We start from the raw sequence: 18,896 nt of genomic DNA, 5'->3' as shown, positions 1-18,896 counted from the left end.
GAGGTACCTCCATGAACACCGCGATCAGGGCGCAGACCGCGATCGTCTTCCCCGGCATGAGCGCCTCCCCCTTCACCGAGGTCGGCAAGTTCATGCTGATCAACCCGGCCGCCCGCGAGTTCGTCGCGCGGGCGGACGAGGCGCTCGGCTACAACCTGCTCGACCGGTTCCGGGACGACCAGGACGGCGGCGACTACTCGGAGGCCTCGCAGGTGGCCTTCCTGGTGAACTGCCTGGCCTCCGCGGAGTGGGCGGCCGGACAGCTCGGCTTCGTGCCCGAGGTGTGCACCGGCCCCAGCTTCGGCGAGAAGGTGCTCGCCGCGTACTCGGGCGCGCTCTCCTTCGAGGAGGCCGTTCTGATGACGGCGGAGGTCGCCCGCTGCATGGAGGACTGGTTCCGCACCGAGCACCAGGACGTCGTGACGCACTCCTTCCTGCGCACCCCGCAGGAGCAACTGGTGGATCTCTTCGCCGAGTTCGACGAGCGCGGCGAGTTCCGCGAGGTGTCGTGCCACGTCGACCACGACTTCCACATGGTGTCGATGCGCGAGCCGAGCCTGGAGTGGTTCCTGCCGAGGCTGCGCTCGCTGGGCGGCATGTCGCTCTACACCATGCGGCCCCCGGTGCACTGCACGGCCTTCGGCGGGCTCCGGGACCGGGTCGAGCGGGAGGTCTTCGGCTCGCTCACCTTCCACGACCCGAAGCTGCCCGTGGTCGCGGACCAGGACGGCCGCGTCCTGACGACCGCGGCCGAGGTGCGCACCATGCTCCTCGACAGCTTCGTCACGCCGATGCGGTGGCCCTCGGTCGTCGCCTCGCTGAAGGAGCTGGGCGTGCGCCGGGTGTGCGTGTCGGGGCCGGACTCGCTGTTCGGCCGCGTCCCGGTGACCCGCGACAACTTCGAGGTCGTCGCGGCCTCGCCGGCCCTCGCCATGCGGCCCCGTGCCCGCGCCCGCCGGGCGGCGGCGACCGCGGCCTGAGCCCGTACCGCGGTACCGCCCGGCACCGCACCCGCACCGCCCGGCACCGCACCCGCATCCGCCTCACCCCGCCTCCGCGTCCACCTTCACCGAACAGGGAGACCACCCATGTGGGACGACACCTTCGAAGAGATCCTGCTCACCTACCTGCCCTTCCTCGACGAGGACGAGAAGCTGGAGGCCGACACGCCGCTGCGTGACCTCGGCCTCGACTCGCTCGGCACCGTCGAGCTGCTGGCCGCCCTCGAGAACGCCTACGACGTGCGCTTCCAGGACGACGCGCTGAGCCTGGAGACCTTCCGGTCGCCCGGCGTCCTGTGGGCCGCCCTCTCCTCGTTGCTCCAGCCGGCCGCGTGATGGGCGGGCCGTCTGCGCACACACTCGCCGGGCGGTTCCTGCGCGGTCTGGCGCTCTCGCCGCAGCGCGCGGCGTTCCGGGCCGGGGCCGAGACGCGTACGTACGAGCAGACCCACGAGCTCGCCCTGCGCTGGGCGGGCTCCCTGCTCGCCGCGGCGGACGGGCGGCCGGCGGCCGTCGGCGTCCTCGCGGGCAAGGGCGTCACCGCCTACACCGGCATCCTGGCGGCGCTCTACGCGGGCGCCGCCGTGGTGCCGCTGCGGCCCGACTTCCCGCAGGCCCGGACGAGGGCGATGCTGGACGCGGCGCCGCTGTCGGCGGTCATCGCGGACGGTCCGGGCAGCGCCGCGCTGCCCGGGCTGCTCGGCCCCGGCGGCGACGTCCCGGTGCTCGTCCCCGACGACGCGGTGCTGGGCACCGGGCTGCGCCGGGTCGCCGTCCGGGACCGGCACACGCTCGACGCGCCCGTCGCCGTCCGGCCGGAGGACCGCGCCTACCTGCTGTTCACCTCGGGCTCGACCGGGCGGCCCAAGGGCGTGCCGCTCACCCACGGCAACACGAGCCACTACTTCGACCTGCTCGACCGGCGCTACGACTTCAGCCCGGACGACGTGTTCTCCCAGACCTTCGACCTGAACTTCGACTGCTCGCTGTTCGACCTGTTCTGCGCGTGGGGCGCCGGGGCGACCGCCCAGTGGATTCCGCCCCAGGGCTACCGCGACCTGCCCGGCTACCTGGCCGAGCACCGGATGACGGTGTGGTTCTCCACCCCCAGCGGCATCTCGCTGGCCCGCCGCACCGGCGCCCTCGCCCCGGGCGCCCTGCCCGGGCTGCGCTGGAGCTTCTTCGCCGGCGAGGCGCTCAAGTGCCAGGACACGGCCGACTGGCAGCAGGCGGCCCCGGGCTCGGTCGTCGAGAACCTGTACGGCCCCACCGAGTTCACCGTCACCATCGCCGCCCACCGCTGGGACCCTGAGCTCTCGCCGGGCCTGGCCGTCAACGGTGTCGTGCCGATCGGGGCCGTCCACGAGGGCCACGCGTACGAGTTGCTGGACGCGGACGGCCGGGTGGTGGCCGACGAGGGCGAACTCTGCGTCTCAGGGCCGCAGATGGCGCCCGGCTACCTCGACCCGGCCGACGCCGCCGGCCGCTTCGTCGAACGCGACGGCCGGACGTGGTACCTCACCGGCGACCGGGTGCGGCGGGTCGGCGATCCGGCCGGTGGCCAGCTCGCCTACCTCGGGCGGATGGACGCCCAGGTCCAGCTCCAGGGCTGGCGGGTCGAACTCGCCGAGATCGACCACGCGCTGAGCACCGTCGAGGGCGTCACCGAGGCCGTCACCGTGGACGCGGTGACGGACGACGGCATCCGGCTCGTCGTCTTCTACACCGGCCCCGAGGCGGTCCGCCCCGCCGCGTTCGCGAAACAACTGGGAGAGGTGCTTCCGCAAGGACTCCTGCCCAAGCGCTATGTACTGCTCGGTGAAATGCCCCTGAACGCCAACCGGAAAGTCGACTGCAAGGAACTGCGGAATCGCGCCGGCGCCCTGATTGCCGCAGGTAAAGAAGGCGGCGGCAGTAGGGGGAACTAGGGGTGGTGTGTCCGGCCCTCCGCTAAGTAGCGTCGTTGGGGATTGAATCCCCCATTCGAGGTCCGTGCCGGTCGTTTCCCGGCCGGCGCGGACCCCGGATTCGGCGACAGGAGAATGGCGTTGGACACCCTTTCCTACGGGGATCGAATAACTGCGGAAATAACCGCAGCAGGGAATTCCGGCCGGGCGGCACTCGTCCATGAACTGCTGGCCGAAGCGGTGGCCGACTCCGCCGGGTCCAAGGCGGTCAGCGACACCGCCGGCACCTGGACGTACGAGCAGCTCGACGGCTACGCCCAGGCATTCTCCGCCTGGCTGGCCGACCAGGGCCTGCGCCGCGGCGACCGGCTCGTCGTGCACATCCCCACCACCCGGGAACTGGTCGCCATGTTCTTCGGCGCCGCCATGCGCGGCGTCGTCTTCGTCCCGCTCAACCCGGGGATGAAGAACTTCCACCTCGGGCCCGTCCTGGCGAATGCGGAACCGGCCCTGGTGCTGGTGACCGAGGCTGCCGCGGAGAACGTCTCCACCCTCACCGGGGCGGCCGTCCGCGACCGGGACTCCGTCTGGGGCGAGGTCGAGAAGTACGCCGAGACCGGCGCCCGGACGCAGAACGCCGCGGTCGAACCGGACGACGTGGCCGTCCTCGTCTACACCTCGGGTTCGACCGCCGCCCCCAAGGCGGTGATCTGCCCGCACGCCCAGATCACCTTCGCGTCCGCGGCCATCGAGAACGTCATCGGCTACCGCCCGGACGACGTCGTCTTCTGCCGCTTCCCGATCTCCTGGGACTACGGCCTCTACAAGGTCCTGCTCTCCGTCCTCGGCCGCTCCGAGATCGTCCTCGCCGACGGCGCCTCCGACCTGGTGCTGCTGCGCCGCATCCGCGAGTCCGGGGCCACCATCGTGCCGATCGTGCCCTCGCTGGCCGCGATGATCGTGCGCCTCGCCGAGCGCGAGGAGGACCCGGCGCCGAACGTCCGGCTCTTCACCAACACCGGTGCCGCGCTGCCGCAGGCGACCATCGACGCGCTGCGGGCCAAGTTCCCGGGCTGCCGGGTGGTCCGCCAGTACGGGCAGACGGAGTGCAAGCGCATCACCGTCATGCCGCCCGCGCAGGAGCGCGAGCGCCCCGACGCGGTCGGCCTGCCGCTGCCCGGTACCGAGGTGCTCATCCTGGACGAGGACGGCCGCGCGCTGCCCCCCGGCGAGACCGGCGAGATCGTCGCCGTCGGCCCCCACGTCATGCCCGGCTACTGGCGCAACCCCGAGCAGACCGCCCGGGCGTTCCGCACCGACCCCGTCACCGGCGCGCGCCGCCTGCACACCGGCGACTACGGCCGGCTCGACGAGGACGGCTACCTGTACTTCGACGGCCGGCGCGACGACATGTTCAAGCGCAAGGGCGTGCGGATGAGCACCGTCGAGATCGAGTCCGCCGCCACCGACATCGACGGCGTGCGCGCCGCCGCCGTGCTGCCCCCCGAGGGGGAGCGCGACCTGGTCCTGTTCGTCGAGACGCAGCGCGGCCGGGCCGAGGTCCTGCGCGAGCTCAACGCCCGCCTGGAGGCCCAGAAGGTGCCCTCCGCCTGCTACGTCGTCGACGCGATACCGCTCACCCAGAACGGCAAGAACGACAAGAAGAAGCTCGTCGAGCTTCTCGAGGGGACCTCCAAGTGACCCGTTACGCCGACCTCGCGGAGCGCTACGGCACCCCGCTGTACGTCTACGACCTCGACCGGGTCCAGGCGGCCCGGGACGACCTCTTCGCGGCGCTCCCGGAGGGCTTCGAGCTCTTCGCCGCCGTCAAGGCCAACCCGCACCCGGAGGTCCTCCGGGCGCTGCGGGAGGGCTCCGACCACGCCTGCCGCGCCGAGATCAGCTCCACCGGCGAGCTCGCCGCCGCCCTGACCGCCGGCTTCGACCCGGCGGAGATCCTCTACACCGGCCCCGGCAAGACCGACGGCGAGCTGGACGAGGCGATCGCCAAGGGCGTGCGGATGTTCTCCGTGGAGTCGGCCACCGACCTGGAGCACATCGGCGCCGTCGCCCTGCGCCACGGCGTCGTCGCCGACGCCCTGCTGCGCATCAACAGCGTCTCGGCGAGCGCCACCACCAGCATCCGGATGACCGGCGCCCCCTCGCAGTTCGGCATCGACAGCGAGAAGCTCGTCGAGCTGATGCCGCGGCTGCGCGCGGTGCAGGGCGTCCGCCTCGCCGGCGCGCACTTCTTCCCGCTGAGCAACGCCCGCGACGAGGACGCCCTGATCGGGGAGTTCCGCAACACCGTCGCGGTGGCCGCCCAGACCTTCGCCGACACCGGCATCGAACCGCGGTTCCTGGACATCGGCGGCGGCTTCTCGGCCCCGTACGCGGTGCCCGGCCGGCGCCCCGTCTACACGCGGCTGCGCGCCGCCCTCACCGAGATCCTCGACGAGCACTTCCCTCGCTGGCGCGAAGGGTTCCCCACGGTGGCCTGCGAGTCCGGGCGCTACCTCGTCGGTGACGGCGGCACGCTGCTCGCCGGGGTGGTCAACATCAAGGAGAGCCGCGGCCGCACCTTCGTCATCCTCGACGCGGGCATCAACACCTTCGGCGGCATGTCCGGCCTCGGCCGGCTGCTCCCGGTCGCGGTCAGCCCCGACCCGGAGGGCGCGGACACCGCCGAGTGGACCAAGGCCAGCCTGGTCGGCCCGCTCTGCACCCCCGGCGACGTCCTGGGCCGCGACGTGAAGCTGCCGCCGCTGGACGGCGGCGACGTCATCGAGGTCCCCAACGCCGGCGCGTACGGGCCCACGTCGAGCCTGCTGATGTTCCTCGGCCGCCCGGCCCCGACCGAGGTCGTGGTGCGCGGCACCGAGGTCGTCTCCATCTCCCGCATCGAACACGTCAGGACGTACGCATGAGCGAGCTCACCCTGGCCGGTACCACCGCGGTCGCCGCCGGCCCCGCCGCGACCGCCCTGCCCGACGCCCCCGGGCCCGGCGGCGGGACGGTCATCGTCAGCGGGCTCTCCTCGGACGCCCACACCTGGAACCTCGTCTTCCTCCAGCTCCTGATCGAGGAGCTCGGCTACGACGTCGTCAACCTCGGTCCGACCGTCCCGGACGAGCTGCTGGAGTCGGAGATCCGGGCGCACGACCCGGCCCTCGTGGTGATCAGCAGCGTCAACGGCCACGGCTACCAGGACGGGGTGCGGGTCATCCGAAAACTCCGCGCCGTCCCCGCCCTCGCCCGCACCCCGATGGTGATCGGCGGGAAGCTGGGCATCGCCGGCGGCAGCGACGAGGCCCGCCTCCGGGAGCTGGTCGAGGCCGGCTTCAACGCCGTCTTCGAGGACGGCCGCACGGAACAGGGCTCCTTCGAGCGCTTCCTCGTCTCGCTGCCGCAGAAAGCGCTCAGGTGACCGAGGAGAACGCCCTGTCCCCCGCCGTCCCGGCGGGATCCCCCGAGGCCCGGACGGGCACCGTGCCCGCCGACTTCGGCCGCTTCGTGCGCGCCGCGCACGAGGCCGGCCGGCTGGTGGTGCAGCCGCGCATGGGGTTCAGCGACCCCGCGCGGATGCGCCGCGGCCTCACCGCCACCCGGAACGCCCGCGCGACCACCGTCGGTACCCTCACCCTCGACAGCTACACCCGGGTCGGGGACATGGCGGCCGTCGAGGAGGCGCTGCGCCTGGGCACCGGCATCAACGGCTACCCGATCGTCAACTACAGCCCGGAGCAGACCCGGGAGGTCCTCGCCGGGCTGCACGGGCCCGCCTTCCCGGTGCAGGTCCGGCACGGCTCCGCCAAGCCCTTCCACATCTTCGAGGCGCTGGTGCGGGCCGGCCTGAGCGCCACCGAGGGCGGCCCCGTCTCCTACTGCCTGCCGTACGGGCGGACCCCGCTCGACCAGTCGGTGCGGGAGTGGGACCGTTCCACCAAGCTCTTCTCCCGGCTGCGCGAGAGCGGCGTCGAACCGCACCTGGAGTCCTTCGGCGGCTGCATGCTCGGACAGCTCTGCCCGCCCAGCCTGCTGGTGGCGATCAGCGCCCTGGAGGCGCTCTTCTTCCACCGCAACGGCATCCGCAGCATCTCCGTCAGCTACGCCCAGCAGACCCACCCGGAGCAGGACGCCGAGGCGGTCGCCGCCCTGCGCGCCCTGTGCGCGCGGCTGCTGCCGGACACCGTCTGGCACGTGGTGATCTACACCTACATGGGGGTGTACCCGACCACCGACGCCGGGTCCTACCGGCTGCTCGGCGAGGCGGCCCGGCTGGCGGCGCGGTCCGGATCGGAACGCATCATCGTGAAGACGGTCGCGGAGTCCCGGCGCATCCCCACCATCGAGGAGAACGTCGCGGCGCTGGAGTACGCCTCGGACGTCGCGGCCGACGAGGCCGGCGTCCCGGCCCTCGCCGCCGGGGCCGGCGACCGGCCGCCGGCCACCGAGGCCCTCGCCCGCTCCGACTCCCAGACCTACACCGAGGCCGCCGCCCTCGTCGACGCGGTGCTGAACCTCCACGACGACGTGGGCCAGGCACTGCTGCTCGCCTTCAAGCGCGGGTACCTCGACGTCCCCTACTGCGTGCACCCCGACAACATGGGGCGCGCCCGCAGCTTCATCGACGGCACCGGGCGGCTGCGCTGGGCGACCACCGGGGCCCTGCCGATCGGGCGCGTCGCGGACGCCTCGGGGAACCGGCGGGTGACGTCCCGTGAACTTCTCGAAGCGCTCACCTACATACAGCGCACCTTCGATGACGAGGCCTTCCGCAGCCCGCTGCCCGGATAGCGGAGCCGCAGGTCCGGCCCCGGCATAGGGGCCGTTAGGGGTGTGGCCCGCCCGATTCCTGTCGTTAGTTTTGGGGCGTATTGCCGTCCGGAGCGTCGAGGGCGTACCGCCCGACGCCCCGGGGCGCCTGCCGCCCGACCTTTCGCCTGCCAGCAACTGGATGAGTAGTGGAGTGCGCGGAATGAGCGAGTCCGAAAACTTGGTTCACCAGACGGGTGGCGCGCCGGTGCAGGACAGCAGCGCGCTGGCCCGCCGTCTGTCGGGGCTGAAGCCGGCCGAGCAGCTGCGCGCCGCGGTGGCACTGGTCGGCGAGCAGGTCGTCGCGACCCTGCGGCACGCCGGCGCCGAGGTGCCGCGCACCGTCGACGAGAACCGCCCCTTCCTGGAACTGGGCTTCGACTCGCTCGCCGCGGTCGACCTCCACGCGCGGCTGGCCGCGGCGACCGGGCTCGACCTCCCGGTCACCCTCGCCTACGACCACCCGTCGACCGCCGCGCTCGCCGCCTTCCTGCGCGGCACCGCGCTCGGCCTGGCCGAGGAGACCGTGGTCGCCGAGCGGGTCGGCGCCGACGACGACCCGATCGCGATCGTCGGCATCGGCTGCCGCTACCCCGGCGACCTCTCCTCGCCCGACGACCTCTGGCGCCTGCTGACGAACGAGGCCGAGGTGCTCGGCCCGTTCCCCACCGACCGCGGCTGGGACGTCGAGGGCATGTACGACCCCGAGCCCGGCGTGCCCGGCAAGAGCTACGTGCGCGAAGGCGGCTTCCTCTCCGAGGCCACCCTCTTCGACGCCGAGTTCTTCGGGATCAGCCCGCGCGAGGCGGTCGGCATGGAGCCGCAGCAGCGGCTCGTCCTGGAGACCGCCTGGGAGGCGCTGGAGCGCGCCGGCATCGCCCCGGACACCCTGCGGGGCGCCCGCACCGGCGTCTTCGTCGGCGCCGAGGTGCACGACTACGGCACCCGCATCCAGGACGCTCCCGACGGCCTCGCCGGCTACCTGATGACCGGCAACACCCCGAGCGTCATCTCCGGCCGGCTCTCCTACCTGCTCGGCCTCGAAGGCCCGGCCATCACCCTGGACACCGCCTGCTCCGGCTCCCTGGTGGCCCTGCACCTGGCCGCCAACTCGCTGCGCCAGGGCGAGAGTTCGCTCGCCCTGGCCGGTGGCGTCACGGTCATGGGCAGCCCCGGGATGTTCAGCGCCTTCAGCCAGCAGCGCGGCCTCGCCCCCGACGGCCGCTGCAAGGCCTTCGCGGCCTCCGCGGACGGCACCGGCTTCGCCGAGGGCGTCGGCATCTTCGTCCTGGAACGGCTTTCCGACGCCCGCCGCAACGGCCGCCGGGTGCTCGCGGTGATCCGCTCCTCCGCGATCAACCAGGACGGTGCCAGCAACGGCCTCACCGCCCCCAGCGGCCCCTCGCAGCAGCGCCTCATCCAGCAGGCCCTGGCCAACGCGGGCCTCACCGCCGCCGACATCGACGCGATGGAGGCGCACGGCACCGGCACCACCCTGGGCGACCCGATCGAGGCCCAGGCCGTCCTCGCCACCTACGGCCAGGGGCGTCCGGTCGGCCGGCCGCTGCTCCTCGGCTCCATCAAGTCCAACCTGGGCCACACCCAGGCTGCCGGCGGCGTCGCCAGCGTCATCAAGCTGGTGATGGGCATGCGGCACGGCGTGCTGCCCAAGACCCTCCACATCGACGAGCCGACCCCGCACGTCGACTGGTCGACGGGCCAGGTCGAGCTGCTCACCGAGGCCAGGCCGTGGGAGGCCGCCGAGGGACAGCCCCGCCGGGCCGCCGTCTCCGCGTTCGGCATCAGCGGCACCAACGCCCACCTGATCATCGAGGAGGCACCGGCGACCGAGGACGCCGGGCCCGCGGGGGACGCCGGCACCGAGCGGCCCGGCACGCTCACCCCGTGGCTCGTCTCCGGCCGCGGCGCCGAGGCGCTGCGCGGCCAGGCCGCCCGCCTCGCCGCGTTCGCCGCCGGCTCCGACGCCTCGCCCGCCGAGCTCGGCCACGCGCTGGCCACCACCCGCAACCAGCACGCCGACCGTGCCGTCGTCCTCGCCGCCGACCGCGAGTCCTTCGTGGCGGGCCTGACCGCGCTCGCCGAGGGCGTGTCCGTGCCCGCCGCGGTGTCTGGCCACGCAGGCCCCGGCCTGCTCGCCTTCCTCTTCACCGGCCAGGGTTCGCAGCGGGTCGGGATGGGCCGCGAACTGTACGACACCTTCCCGGTGTTCGCCGACGCGCTGGACGACGCCGCCGACCTCCTGGACCTCCAGCTGGAGACCCCCCTCCTCGACGTGCTGTTCGCCGAGCCGGGCAGCCCGGAGGCCGCGCTCCTGGACCGGACCGCCTACACCCAGACCGCGCTCTTCGCCGTCGAGGTGGCGCTGTTCCGCCTGCTCGAGTCCTTCGGCGTGCGCCCCGACCACCTGGCCGGCCACTCCGTCGGCGAGATCGCCGCCGCCCACGTCGCCGGCGTGTTCTCGCTGGAGGACGCCTGCGTGCTGGTGGCCGCCCGCGGCCGGCTGATGCAGCAGCTGCCGGCCGGCGGCGTGATGGCGGCGGTCCGCGCCGCCGAGGCGGACGTGCTCCCGCTGCTGGCGGGCCGTGAGCACGAGGCGGGCATCGCCGCGGTCAACGGCCCGGCCTCCGTGGTGATCTCGGGTGCCGGGGCCGCCGTGGACGAGATCCTCGCCGCGCTGGCGGACCGCGGCATCAGCGGAAAGCGGCTGACCGTCTCGCACGCCTTCCACTCGCCGCTGATGGAGCCGATGCTCGACGAGTTCCGGCGCGTGGTCCGGGCCGTCCGCTTCGACGAGCCGCTCATCTCCGTCGTCTCCAACGTCACCGGCCGCCTCGCCACCGGCGACGAGCTGCGCGACCCCGAGTACTGGGTGCGTCACGTCCGCGAGGCCGTCCGCTTCGCCGACGGCGTCCGCGCCCTCGAGGAGGCCGGTGTCTCCACCTACCTCGAACTCGGCCCCGACGGCGTGCTCACCGCCATGGCGCAGCCCTGCCTCCAGGATTCGGACGAGGCCCTCCTCGCCCCGGTCCTGCGCCGGGAGCGCCCCGAGGAGCGCGAGCTGCTCACCGCGCTCGCCCACGCCCACACCCGCGGCCACGCCGTGGACTGGACGCCGTTCTTCCCCGGCGTCGCCTCCCCGGGCGTCGAACTGCCGACCTACGCCTTCCAGCGCCGCCGCTACTGGCTCGACGCGGGCACCTCGCAGAACGACCCGGCCGCCGTCGGCCAGTTCGCGGTCGACCACCCGCTGCTCGGCGCGGGCGTCCAGCTGCCCGGCTCCGACGGTGTCGTGCTCACCGGCCGCCTCGACCTGCGCACCACCGCCTGGCTCGCCGACCACGCCATCCGCGGGCAGGTCCTGCTCCCGGGCACGGCCTTCGTGGAGCTGGCCGTCCGGGCGGGCGACCAGGTCGGCTGCGAGGCCCTGGAGGAGCTGACGCTGCAGGCCCCGCTCGTCCTCCCCGAGGGCGGCGGGGTGGCGGTCAGCATCCTGGTCGGGCCGGCCGACGAGACGGGCCGCCGCAGCCTGGCGGTCTACTCCCGCGCCGACGACGTCTCGTTCGACGACCCGTGGACCCAGCACGCCGCGGGCGTCCTCGCCCCCGAGGCCGGCCCGGTCGCGCCGGCGGAGCTCACCGCCTGGCCGCCGCAGGACGCCACCGCGCTCGACCTCTCCGGCGCCTACGCCCGGATGGCCGAGCAGGGCTACGACTACGGCCCGGTCTTCCAGGGGCTGCGCGCCGCCTGGCAGCGCGGTGACGAGATCTTCGCCGAGATCGCGCTGCCCGAGGGCGAGCAGGGCGTCGCGGCCGCGTTCGGCCTGCACCCGGCCCTGCTCGACGCCGCCCTCCAGGCCGCCGACCTGGCGTTCCCCGATGCCGGGACCGGCGACGACGCCACCCTGCTGCCGTTCGCCTGGAACGACGTCACCCTGCACGCGGTGGGCGCGGACGCGCTCCGGGTGCGCATCGCGGTCGACGGCCGGGAGAAGTCCTCGCTGCTGATCGCCGACGGCACGGGCCGGCCGGTCATGTCGGTCGGCTCGGTACTGGCCCGCCCGGTCTCCTCCGTCCGGCTCTCCTCGACCGGCGCCGGCCCGCTCTACCGCTTCACCCTCAGGGAACTCCCGGTGGATGCGGGTGTGGTGCGGGAGGGTCGTTGGGTGGCGTTGGGTGCCGGGGTGTCCGGTGTGGAGGCGGTCGCGGATCTGGGGTCGGCTGCGGGTGCGGCCGTGGTGGTGCTGCCGGTGGGTGGTGGTGAGCCGCGGGACGCCGTTTCCGACGTGCTGACGGTGCTTCAGAAATGCTTGGGAGATGGGCGGTTCGCGTCTTCGCGGTTGGTGGTGGTGACGGAGGCCGGGTCCTTGGCCGGTGGTGCGGTGGCCGGTCTGGTGCGGTCGGCGCAGGCGGAGGAGCCGGGGCGGTTCGTGCTGGTGGATCTGGCCGGTGGTGATGCGTCGCTGCTGGGGGCTGCGGTGGCTTCGGGTGAGCCCGAACTCGTGCTGCGGGACGGTGCGGTGTTCGTGCCGCGGCTGGCCCGCGACGAGTCCGTGCGCGCCGACGCTGCCGAAGCGCCGTTCGACGGCACGGGGACGGTGCTGGTGACCGGTGGCACGGGTGGTCTGGGCGCGGTGGTGGCCCGGCACCTGGTGACCGGGCACGGGGTGCGGAGTCTGGTGCTGGTGAGCCGCCGTGGTGAGGCGGCGCCGGGCGCCGCGGAGCTGCGGGACGAACTCCTCGGCCTGGGTGTGGAGTCGGTGCTGGTGGAGGCGGCGGACGTCGCCGACCGTGAGGCGCTGGCGGCCGTCCTCGGCCGGGTGCCGCAGGACCGTCCGCTGACGGGTGTGGTGCACACGGCCGGTGTGGTGGACGACGGGACGATCGGCTCGCTCACCCCGGAGCGGGTGGACACGGTGCTGCGCCCGAAGGCGGACGCCGCGTGGCACCTGCACGAGTTGACCCGGGACCTCCCGCTGCGCGCCTTCGTCCTCTTCTCCTCGGCCTCGGGCACGCTGGACGGCGCCGGCCAGGGCAACTACGCCGCGGCCAACGCCTACCTGGACGCGCTGGCCCGCCGGCGCCGGGAGGAGGGCCTGCCCGCACTCTCGCTGGCCTGGGGCCTCTGGGACACCGGCACCGGCATGGGCGGCAACCTCAGCCGCGCTGACGTCGACCGTCTCAACTCCTCGGGCATGGTGGGCCTTTCGGCCGAGGAGAGCCTCGCCCTCCTCGACGCCGCGCTCACGAGCGACGAGCCCGTCCTCCTCCCCGTCCGCCTCGACCAGGCCGATCTGCGGGCCCGCGCCGACGGCGTCCCCGCCGTCCTGCGCGACCTCGTCCGTACGACGACCCGGCGCGCCGCCGAGAAGGGCGGCGCCGGCCAGGCCGCGTCCCCGATCGCCCAGCGCCTCGCCGGGCTCTCCGCGGACGAGCGCACCCGGACCCTGCTCGACCTGGTGCGCACCCACGTCGCCGCCGTCCTGCACCACGAGAGCAGCGCGGCCATCGACAGCAAGCGCGCCTTCACCGAGATCGGCTTCGACTCCCTCTCGGCCGTCGAGCTGCGCAACCGGCTCAACCAGGAGACCGGCCTGCGGCTGCCCGCCACGCTCGTCTTCGACTACCCGACCCCCCAGGCGCTCGCCGACCACATCAAGGAGACCGTGGTCGGGGCCGACACCCCGGCCGTCGAGGCCGCCCCCGCCGTGGTGCTCACCGACGACGAGCCGATCGCCATCGTCGGGATGAGCTGCCGCTTCCCCGGCGAGGTCCGCTCGCCCGAGGAGCTGTGGGAGCTGCTGGCCGCCGGCCGCGACGGCATCACCCGGTTCCCCGAGAACCGGGGCTGGGACACGAAGGGCATCTACGACCCCGAGCCGGGCAAGCCGGGCAAGACCTACTCCAACGAGGGCGGCTTCCTGCACGACGCGGCCGACTTCGACGCCGAGTTCTTCGGCATCAGCCCGCGCGAGGCGATGGCCACCGACCCGCAGCAGCGCCTGCTGCTCGAGGCCTCCTGGGAGGCCATCGAGCGCGCCGGCATCGACCCGTCCACGCTCAAGGGCAGCCAGACCGGCGTCTTCGCGGGCGTGATGTACCACGACTACGCGTCCCGCCTCGGTGTGGTCCCGGAGGACCTGGAGACGTACCTGGGTAACGGCAGCCTGGGCAGCGTGGTCTCCGGCCGCGTCGCCTACAGCCTGGGCCTGGAGGGTCCGGCGGTGTCGGTGGACACGGCGTGCTCGTCCTCGCTGGTGGCGCTGCACTGGGCGATCCAGGCGCTGCGCCGCGGCGAGTGCGACCTCGCGCTGGCGGGCGGGGTCACCGTCATGGCGACCCCCGAGACCTTCACCGACTTCAGCCGGCAGCGGGGCCTCGCCAAGGACGGCCGCTGCAAGGCGTTCGCGGAGGCGGCGGACGGCACCGGCTGGGGCGAGGGCGTGGGCGTGCTCCTGGTGGAGCGGTTGTCGGACGCGCGTCGGCTCGGGCACGAGGTGCTGGCCGTGGTCCGCGGTTCGGCGGTCAACCAGGACGGTGCGAGCAACGGCATCACCGCGCCGAACGGTCCGTCGCAGCAGCGGGTGATCCGGGCGGCGCTGGCCAACGCGGGTCTGTCGACCGCCGACGTGGACGTGGTGGAGGCGCACGGCACGGGCACCACGCTGGGTGACCCGATCGAGGCGCAGGCGCTGCTGGCGACGTACGGCCAGGGCCGCCCGGAGGGCAGCCCGTTGTGGCTGGGTTCGGTGAAGTCGAACCTCGGCCACACCCAGGCCGCCGCCGGCGTGGCGGCGATCATCAAGATGGTGCAGGCGATGCGCCACGGCGTGCTGCCGAAGACGCTGCACGTGGATGCGCCGTCCTCGCATGTGGACTGGGAGGCCGGCGCCGTCGAGTTGCTGGCCGAGGCTCGCGCCTGGGAGAAGGCGGACGGTGCGCCGCGTCGTGCGGGTGTGTCGTCGTTCGGGATTTCCGGCACCAACGCGCACGTGATTCTGGAGGAGACCCCGGCGGCTGAGCCCGTCGAGGAGACCGCAGAGGAGCCGGGTGCGGGCTGGCCGTCGGGTGTGCCGGTGCCGCTCGCGGTCTCCGGCCGGACGGACGAGGCGCTGCGGGCGCAGGCCGAGCGGCTGCACGCGTTCGTCGCTGCCGACTCCTCGCGCCTGCTGGACCTCGGCTACTCGTCGCTGACCACGCGTACCGCGCACGCCCGGCGTGCCGTGGTGTTCGGTTCGACGCGCGAGGACTTCCTGGGCAGCCTGGCGGCGATCGCTGCCGGCGAAGACGCCGGGACGGGGGCGGCGCGCTCCGAGGGCAAGACGGCGTTCCTGTTCACGGGTCAGGGTTCGCAGCGGGTCGGGATGGGTCGTGAACTGTACGAGGCCTTCCCGGTGTTCGCAGCTGCCCTGGACGAGGTGTGTGGGCTGCTGGACGGTGAGTTGGGTGTGTCGCTGCGCGAGGTGATCGCGGGTGCGTCGGGTTCGCTGGATGACACGGTCTTCACGCAGTCGGCGTTGTTCGCGGTCGAGGTGGCGCTGTACCGGCTGGTGGAGTCGCTGGGTGTGCGGGCGGACTTCCTGGCCGGGCACTCGGTGGGTGAGATCGCGGCTGCGCATGTGGCCGGTGTGCTGTCGCTGGCGGATGCGTGCACGCTGGTCGCCGCGCGTGGCCGGCTGATGCAGGCGCTGCCCGCCGGTGGCGTCATGGTGGCTGTCCGGGCGGCCGAGGCGGACGTGTTGCCGCTGCTGAAGGGCCACGAGGCCGAGGTCGGGGTGGCGGCGGTCAACGGGCCCGCGTCGGTGGTGATTTCGGGTGCCGAGGCCGCGGTGGGCAAGGTCGTGAGGAAGCTGGAGGAGCGTGGCATCGCCTCCGTCCGGCTGACGGTCTCGCACGCGTTCCACTCGCCGCTGATGGAGCCGATGCTGGAGGACTTCCGGGCCGTCGTCCGGGGCCTCTCCTTCGGCGAGCCCCAGCTCGCCGTGGTGTCGAACGTGACGGGTCGCATCGCGGCCGCTGACGAGCTGCGTGATCCGGAGTACTGGGTGCGCCACGTCCGCCAGGCCGTCCGTTTCGCCGACGGGATCCGGGCGTTGGAGGACGCCGGCGTCACCCGCTACCTCGAACTCGGTCCCGACGGGGTGCTGACCGGCATGGCCCAGGCCTGTCTGGCCGACCCCGACGACGCCCTCCTCGTGCCCGCGCTGCGCAAGGGCCGCGACGAGGCCCCCGCCCTGCTGGCCGCTCTGGCCGCCGTGTTCGAGGCGGGCGCGGACGTCGACTGGGCGGCCGTGTTCCGGGGCACCGGCGCCCGCCGCGTCGACCTGCCGACCTACGCCTTCCAGCACGAGCACTACTGGCTCGACGCCGTGGCGGCGGCCGGTGATGCGGCTTCCCTGGGCCAGGCCGCGACGGAGCACCCCTTCCTGGGGGCGGCCGTCGAACTGCCCGACTCCGACGGCTACCTGTTCACGGGCCGGGTCGGTCTCGACTCGCACCCCTGGCTGGCCGACCACACCGTCGCCGGGTCCGTCCTGCTGCCGGGCACGGCCTTCGTCGACCTGGCGATCCACGCGGGCCTGCACACCGGTCACGGCTTCCTGGAGGAGCTGACCCTCCAGGCGCCGCTGGTCTTCCCGGAGCGCGCCGGCTGCCAGCTGCGGGTCGTCGTCGGCGACCCGGACGAGGCGGGCCGACTCCCGTTCTCGGTCTACTCCCGGCTGGAGGACGCGCCGGGTGAGCGCCTGTGGCTGAAGCACGCCACGGGCACGCTGACCGACGCCGCACCGGAGGCGGCCGCGGGCCTGAGCGTCTGGCCGCCGAAGGGCGCCGAGGCGATCGCCCTGGACGGCCTCTACGCCGAACTGGCCGCCGACGGGCTGGGCTACGGCCCGGTCTTCCAGGGGCTGCGGGCCGCCTGGAAGCGCAACGGCGAGATCTTCGCGGAGATCGCCCTCCCGGAGGAGGCGCACGTGGACGCGGCCGCCTTCGGCCTGCACCCCGCGCTGCTCGACTCCGCGCTGCACGCCACGGAGCTGCTCGACAACTCCCCGCGCGGCACCGAGGGGGCCTCGCTGCCCTTCGCCTGGTCCGACGTCTCCCTGCTCACGCCGGGCGTCACCGGGCTGCGGGTGAAGGTCTCCTCCTCTTCGCCGGACGAGTCGTCGCTGGTCATCGCCGACAGCGCGGGCCTGCCCGTGATGACGGTGGGGTCGATGGTGGCGCGGCCGGTGTCGGTCGACCAGATCGAGGCGGCGCGCAGCGGCGGCGCCACCCGCACGGTCTACCGGATGGAGTGGGTGGCCGAGCCGCTGGACCCCGCGGTGCCGATGGAGGGCCGCTGGGCCGTGGTCGGCCCGCAGTCGGATGCCTGGGCGGCCCAGTGGGGCGTCGAGGCGGCCCCGGAGCTCGACGCGGTGGCCGGTTCGACGGTCGTGCTGCTGCCGGCCGGCGGGCCGGACGACAGCCCCGCCGGGGTGCGGGCGGAGACGGCCCGCGTGCTGGAGGTGCTCCGGTCCTGGCAGGCGGACGACCGGTTCGAGTCCTCGCGCCTGGTCGTCCTGACGGAGGCCCCGTCACTGGCCGGCGGTGCGGTGGCCGGCCTGGTGCGGTCGGCTCAGGCGGAGAACCCGGAGCGGTTCGTGCTGGTGGAGCTGGCCGGCGGCGACGCGTCGCTGCGGCTGCTGCCCGCGGCCGTCGCCTCGGGAGAGCCCGAACTGGCCCTGCGCGACGGCACGGTGTTCGTCCCGCGGGTGGTGCGGGCCGAGACCGGGACCGGTTCGCCGTTCGACGGCACCGGGACGGTTCTGGTGACCGGTGGCACGGGTGGTCTGGGCGCGGTCGTCGCCCGCCACCTGGTGACCGGCCACGGGGTGCGGAGCCTGGCGCTGGTGAGCCGCCGCGGTGAGGCGGCGCCGGGCGCCGCGGAGCTGCGGGACGAACTCCTCGCCCTGGGCGCCGAGTCGGTGCTGCTGGAGGCGGCGGACGTCGCCGACCGCGAGGCGCTGGCGGCCGTCCTGGACCGGGTGGAGAAGGAGCGCCCGCTGGCCGGCGTGGTGCACACGGCCGGTGTGGTGGACGACGGGACGATCGGCTCCCTGACCCCGGAGCGGGTGGACGCGGTGCTGCGCCCCAAGGCGGATGCGGCCTGGCACCTGCACGAGCTGACCCGGGACCTCCCGCTGCGCGCCTTCGTCATGTTCTCCTCGGTGGCGGGCACGCTGGACGGCGCCGGCCAGGGCAACTACGCCGCGGCCAACGCCTACCTGGACGCGCTGGCCCGCCAGCGCTGGCTGGACGGCCTGCCCGCACTCTCGCTGGCCTGGGGCCTCTGGGACACCGGCACCGGCATGGGCGGCAACCTCGGCCGCGCCGACGTCCAGCGCATCAACTCCTCCGGCGTGGTGGGCCTTTCGGCCGAGGAGAGCCTCGCGCTGTTCGACGCCTCGCTGAGTGCCGACGAGGCGGTGCTGCTGCCCGTCAAGCTCGACCCGGCGGGCCTGCGCGCCCGTACCGGCGGCGTCCCCGCCATGCTGCGGACCCTGGTCCCGGCGGCCGAACCCCGCGCGCCCCGGGCGGCGAAGGCCGCTCCGGCCGCCGCGCCCGCGGCGGACGAGAGCCTGGAGTCGCAGCTCGCGGGCCTGTCGCAGGACGAGCAGCTCCACCTGCTCCAGAACCTGATCTGCGCGCACGTGGCCGCCGTCCTGGGCCACACCTCCGCCGCCACGGTGGACCCGGCGCGCTCCTTCCAGGAGGTCGGCTTCGACTCGCTCACCGCCGTCGAACTGCGCAACCGGCTCAACAAGGCCACCGGACAGCGCCTGCCCGCGACGCTGATCTTCGACTACCCGAGCCCGGTGGCGCTCTCCAAGCACCTGCTCACCGAACTGCTCCCGGACATCCCCGAGGTGGCCGCCGGCTCCGGCGGGGAGCTGGACGAGGACGCGTTCCGCCAGACGCTCGGCACCCTCTCGCTCGCCCGCGTCCGCGAGGCCGGGCTGCTCGACCAGCTGCTCGCGCTCGCTGCACCCGGCGGGCCCGCACAGCAGGACGACACCGCGCAGGCGGACCAGAGCGAATCGATCATGGCGATGGACCTCGAGGCCCTGTTGGCCGAGGCGGCCCGGCGCAGCGACTCCGAGTGACCGAGGAAGGCG

Annotated in this window: 8 protein-coding genes; all 8 read left to right on the top strand. The window is 73.9% G+C overall.

The features are described from left to right. The first annotated feature begins 11 nt into the window (after window positions 1-11). The 8 genes from OG286_RS18480 to OG286_RS18445 all read left to right on the top strand — a co-directional run bounded on the left by OG286_RS18480 (window position 12) and on the right by OG286_RS18445 (window position 18,884). Entirely contained in the window at window positions 12-980 is a 969-nt protein-coding gene (locus OG286_RS18480; RefSeq protein ID WP_405365500.1) for an ACP S-malonyltransferase, read from the top strand. Window positions 981-1,088: 108 nt separating this feature from the next. Beyond that, window positions 1,089-1,337: a phosphopantetheine-binding protein gene (locus OG286_RS18475; protein WP_396325923.1), complete on the top strand. Its 249-nt coding sequence runs from the start codon at window positions 1,089-1,091 to the stop codon at window positions 1,335-1,337. After that, complete coding sequence (locus OG286_RS18470) at window positions 1,337-2,929, top strand: AMP-binding protein (RefSeq protein ID WP_405365498.1); 1,593 nt, start codon at window positions 1,337-1,339, stop codon at window positions 2,927-2,929. The genes OG286_RS18475 and OG286_RS18470 overlap by 1 nt, the downstream gene beginning before the upstream one ends. Before the next feature lie 204 nt (window positions 2,930-3,133). Then, a complete protein-coding gene (locus OG286_RS18465) occupies window positions 3,134-4,609 on the top strand; it encodes an AMP-binding protein (RefSeq protein ID WP_396325932.1) in 1,476 nt (491 codons plus the stop codon). Beyond that, on the top strand, window positions 4,606-5,835 hold the full coding sequence (locus OG286_RS18460; protein WP_405365496.1) for a type III PLP-dependent enzyme: 1,230 nt from the start codon (window positions 4,606-4,608) through the stop codon (window positions 5,833-5,835). The genes OG286_RS18465 and OG286_RS18460 overlap by 4 nt, the downstream gene beginning before the upstream one ends. Next, on the top strand, window positions 5,832-6,335 hold the full coding sequence (locus OG286_RS18455) for a cobalamin B12-binding domain-containing protein (protein WP_396325920.1): 504 nt from the start codon (window positions 5,832-5,834) through the stop codon (window positions 6,333-6,335). Before OG286_RS18460 ends, OG286_RS18455 begins: the two co-directional genes overlap by 4 nt. Window positions 6,336-6,397: 62 nt before the next feature. Next, a complete protein-coding gene (locus OG286_RS18450; protein ID WP_396325930.1) occupies window positions 6,398-7,705 on the top strand; it encodes a methylaspartate mutase in 1,308 nt (435 codons plus the stop codon). A gap of 172 nt (window positions 7,706-7,877) precedes the next feature. Then, on the top strand, window positions 7,878-18,884 hold the full coding sequence (locus OG286_RS18445; protein WP_405365494.1) for an SDR family NAD(P)-dependent oxidoreductase: 11,007 nt from the start codon (window positions 7,878-7,880) through the stop codon (window positions 18,882-18,884). The last annotated feature ends 12 nt before the right edge of the window (window positions 18,885-18,896 follow it).

This window comes from Kitasatospora sp. NBC_00039 (assembly GCF_045160625.1).
Taxonomy (GTDB): domain Bacteria; phylum Actinomycetota; class Actinomycetes; order Streptomycetales; family Streptomycetaceae; genus Kitasatospora.
Note: the sequence above shows the minus strand (reverse complement) of the source record. Positions and strands in the feature narration are given on the sequence as shown.

What these genes read in the sequence shown, in the direction of transcription:
- OG286_RS18475 (WP_396325923.1), top strand. Translation starts at nt 1,089, where the DNA reads ATGTGGGACGACACCTTCGAAGAGATCCTGCTCACCTACCTGCCCTTC.
- OG286_RS18470 (WP_405365498.1), top strand. Translation starts at nt 1,337, where the DNA reads ATGGGCGGGCCGTCTGCGCACACACTCGCCGGGCGGTTCCTGCGCGGT.
- OG286_RS18455 (WP_396325920.1), top strand. Translation starts at nt 5,832, where the DNA reads ATGAGCGAGCTCACCCTGGCCGGTACCACCGCGGTCGCCGCCGGCCCC.
- OG286_RS18480 (WP_405365500.1), top strand. Translation starts at nt 12, where the DNA reads ATGAACACCGCGATCAGGGCGCAGACCGCGATCGTCTTCCCCGGCATG.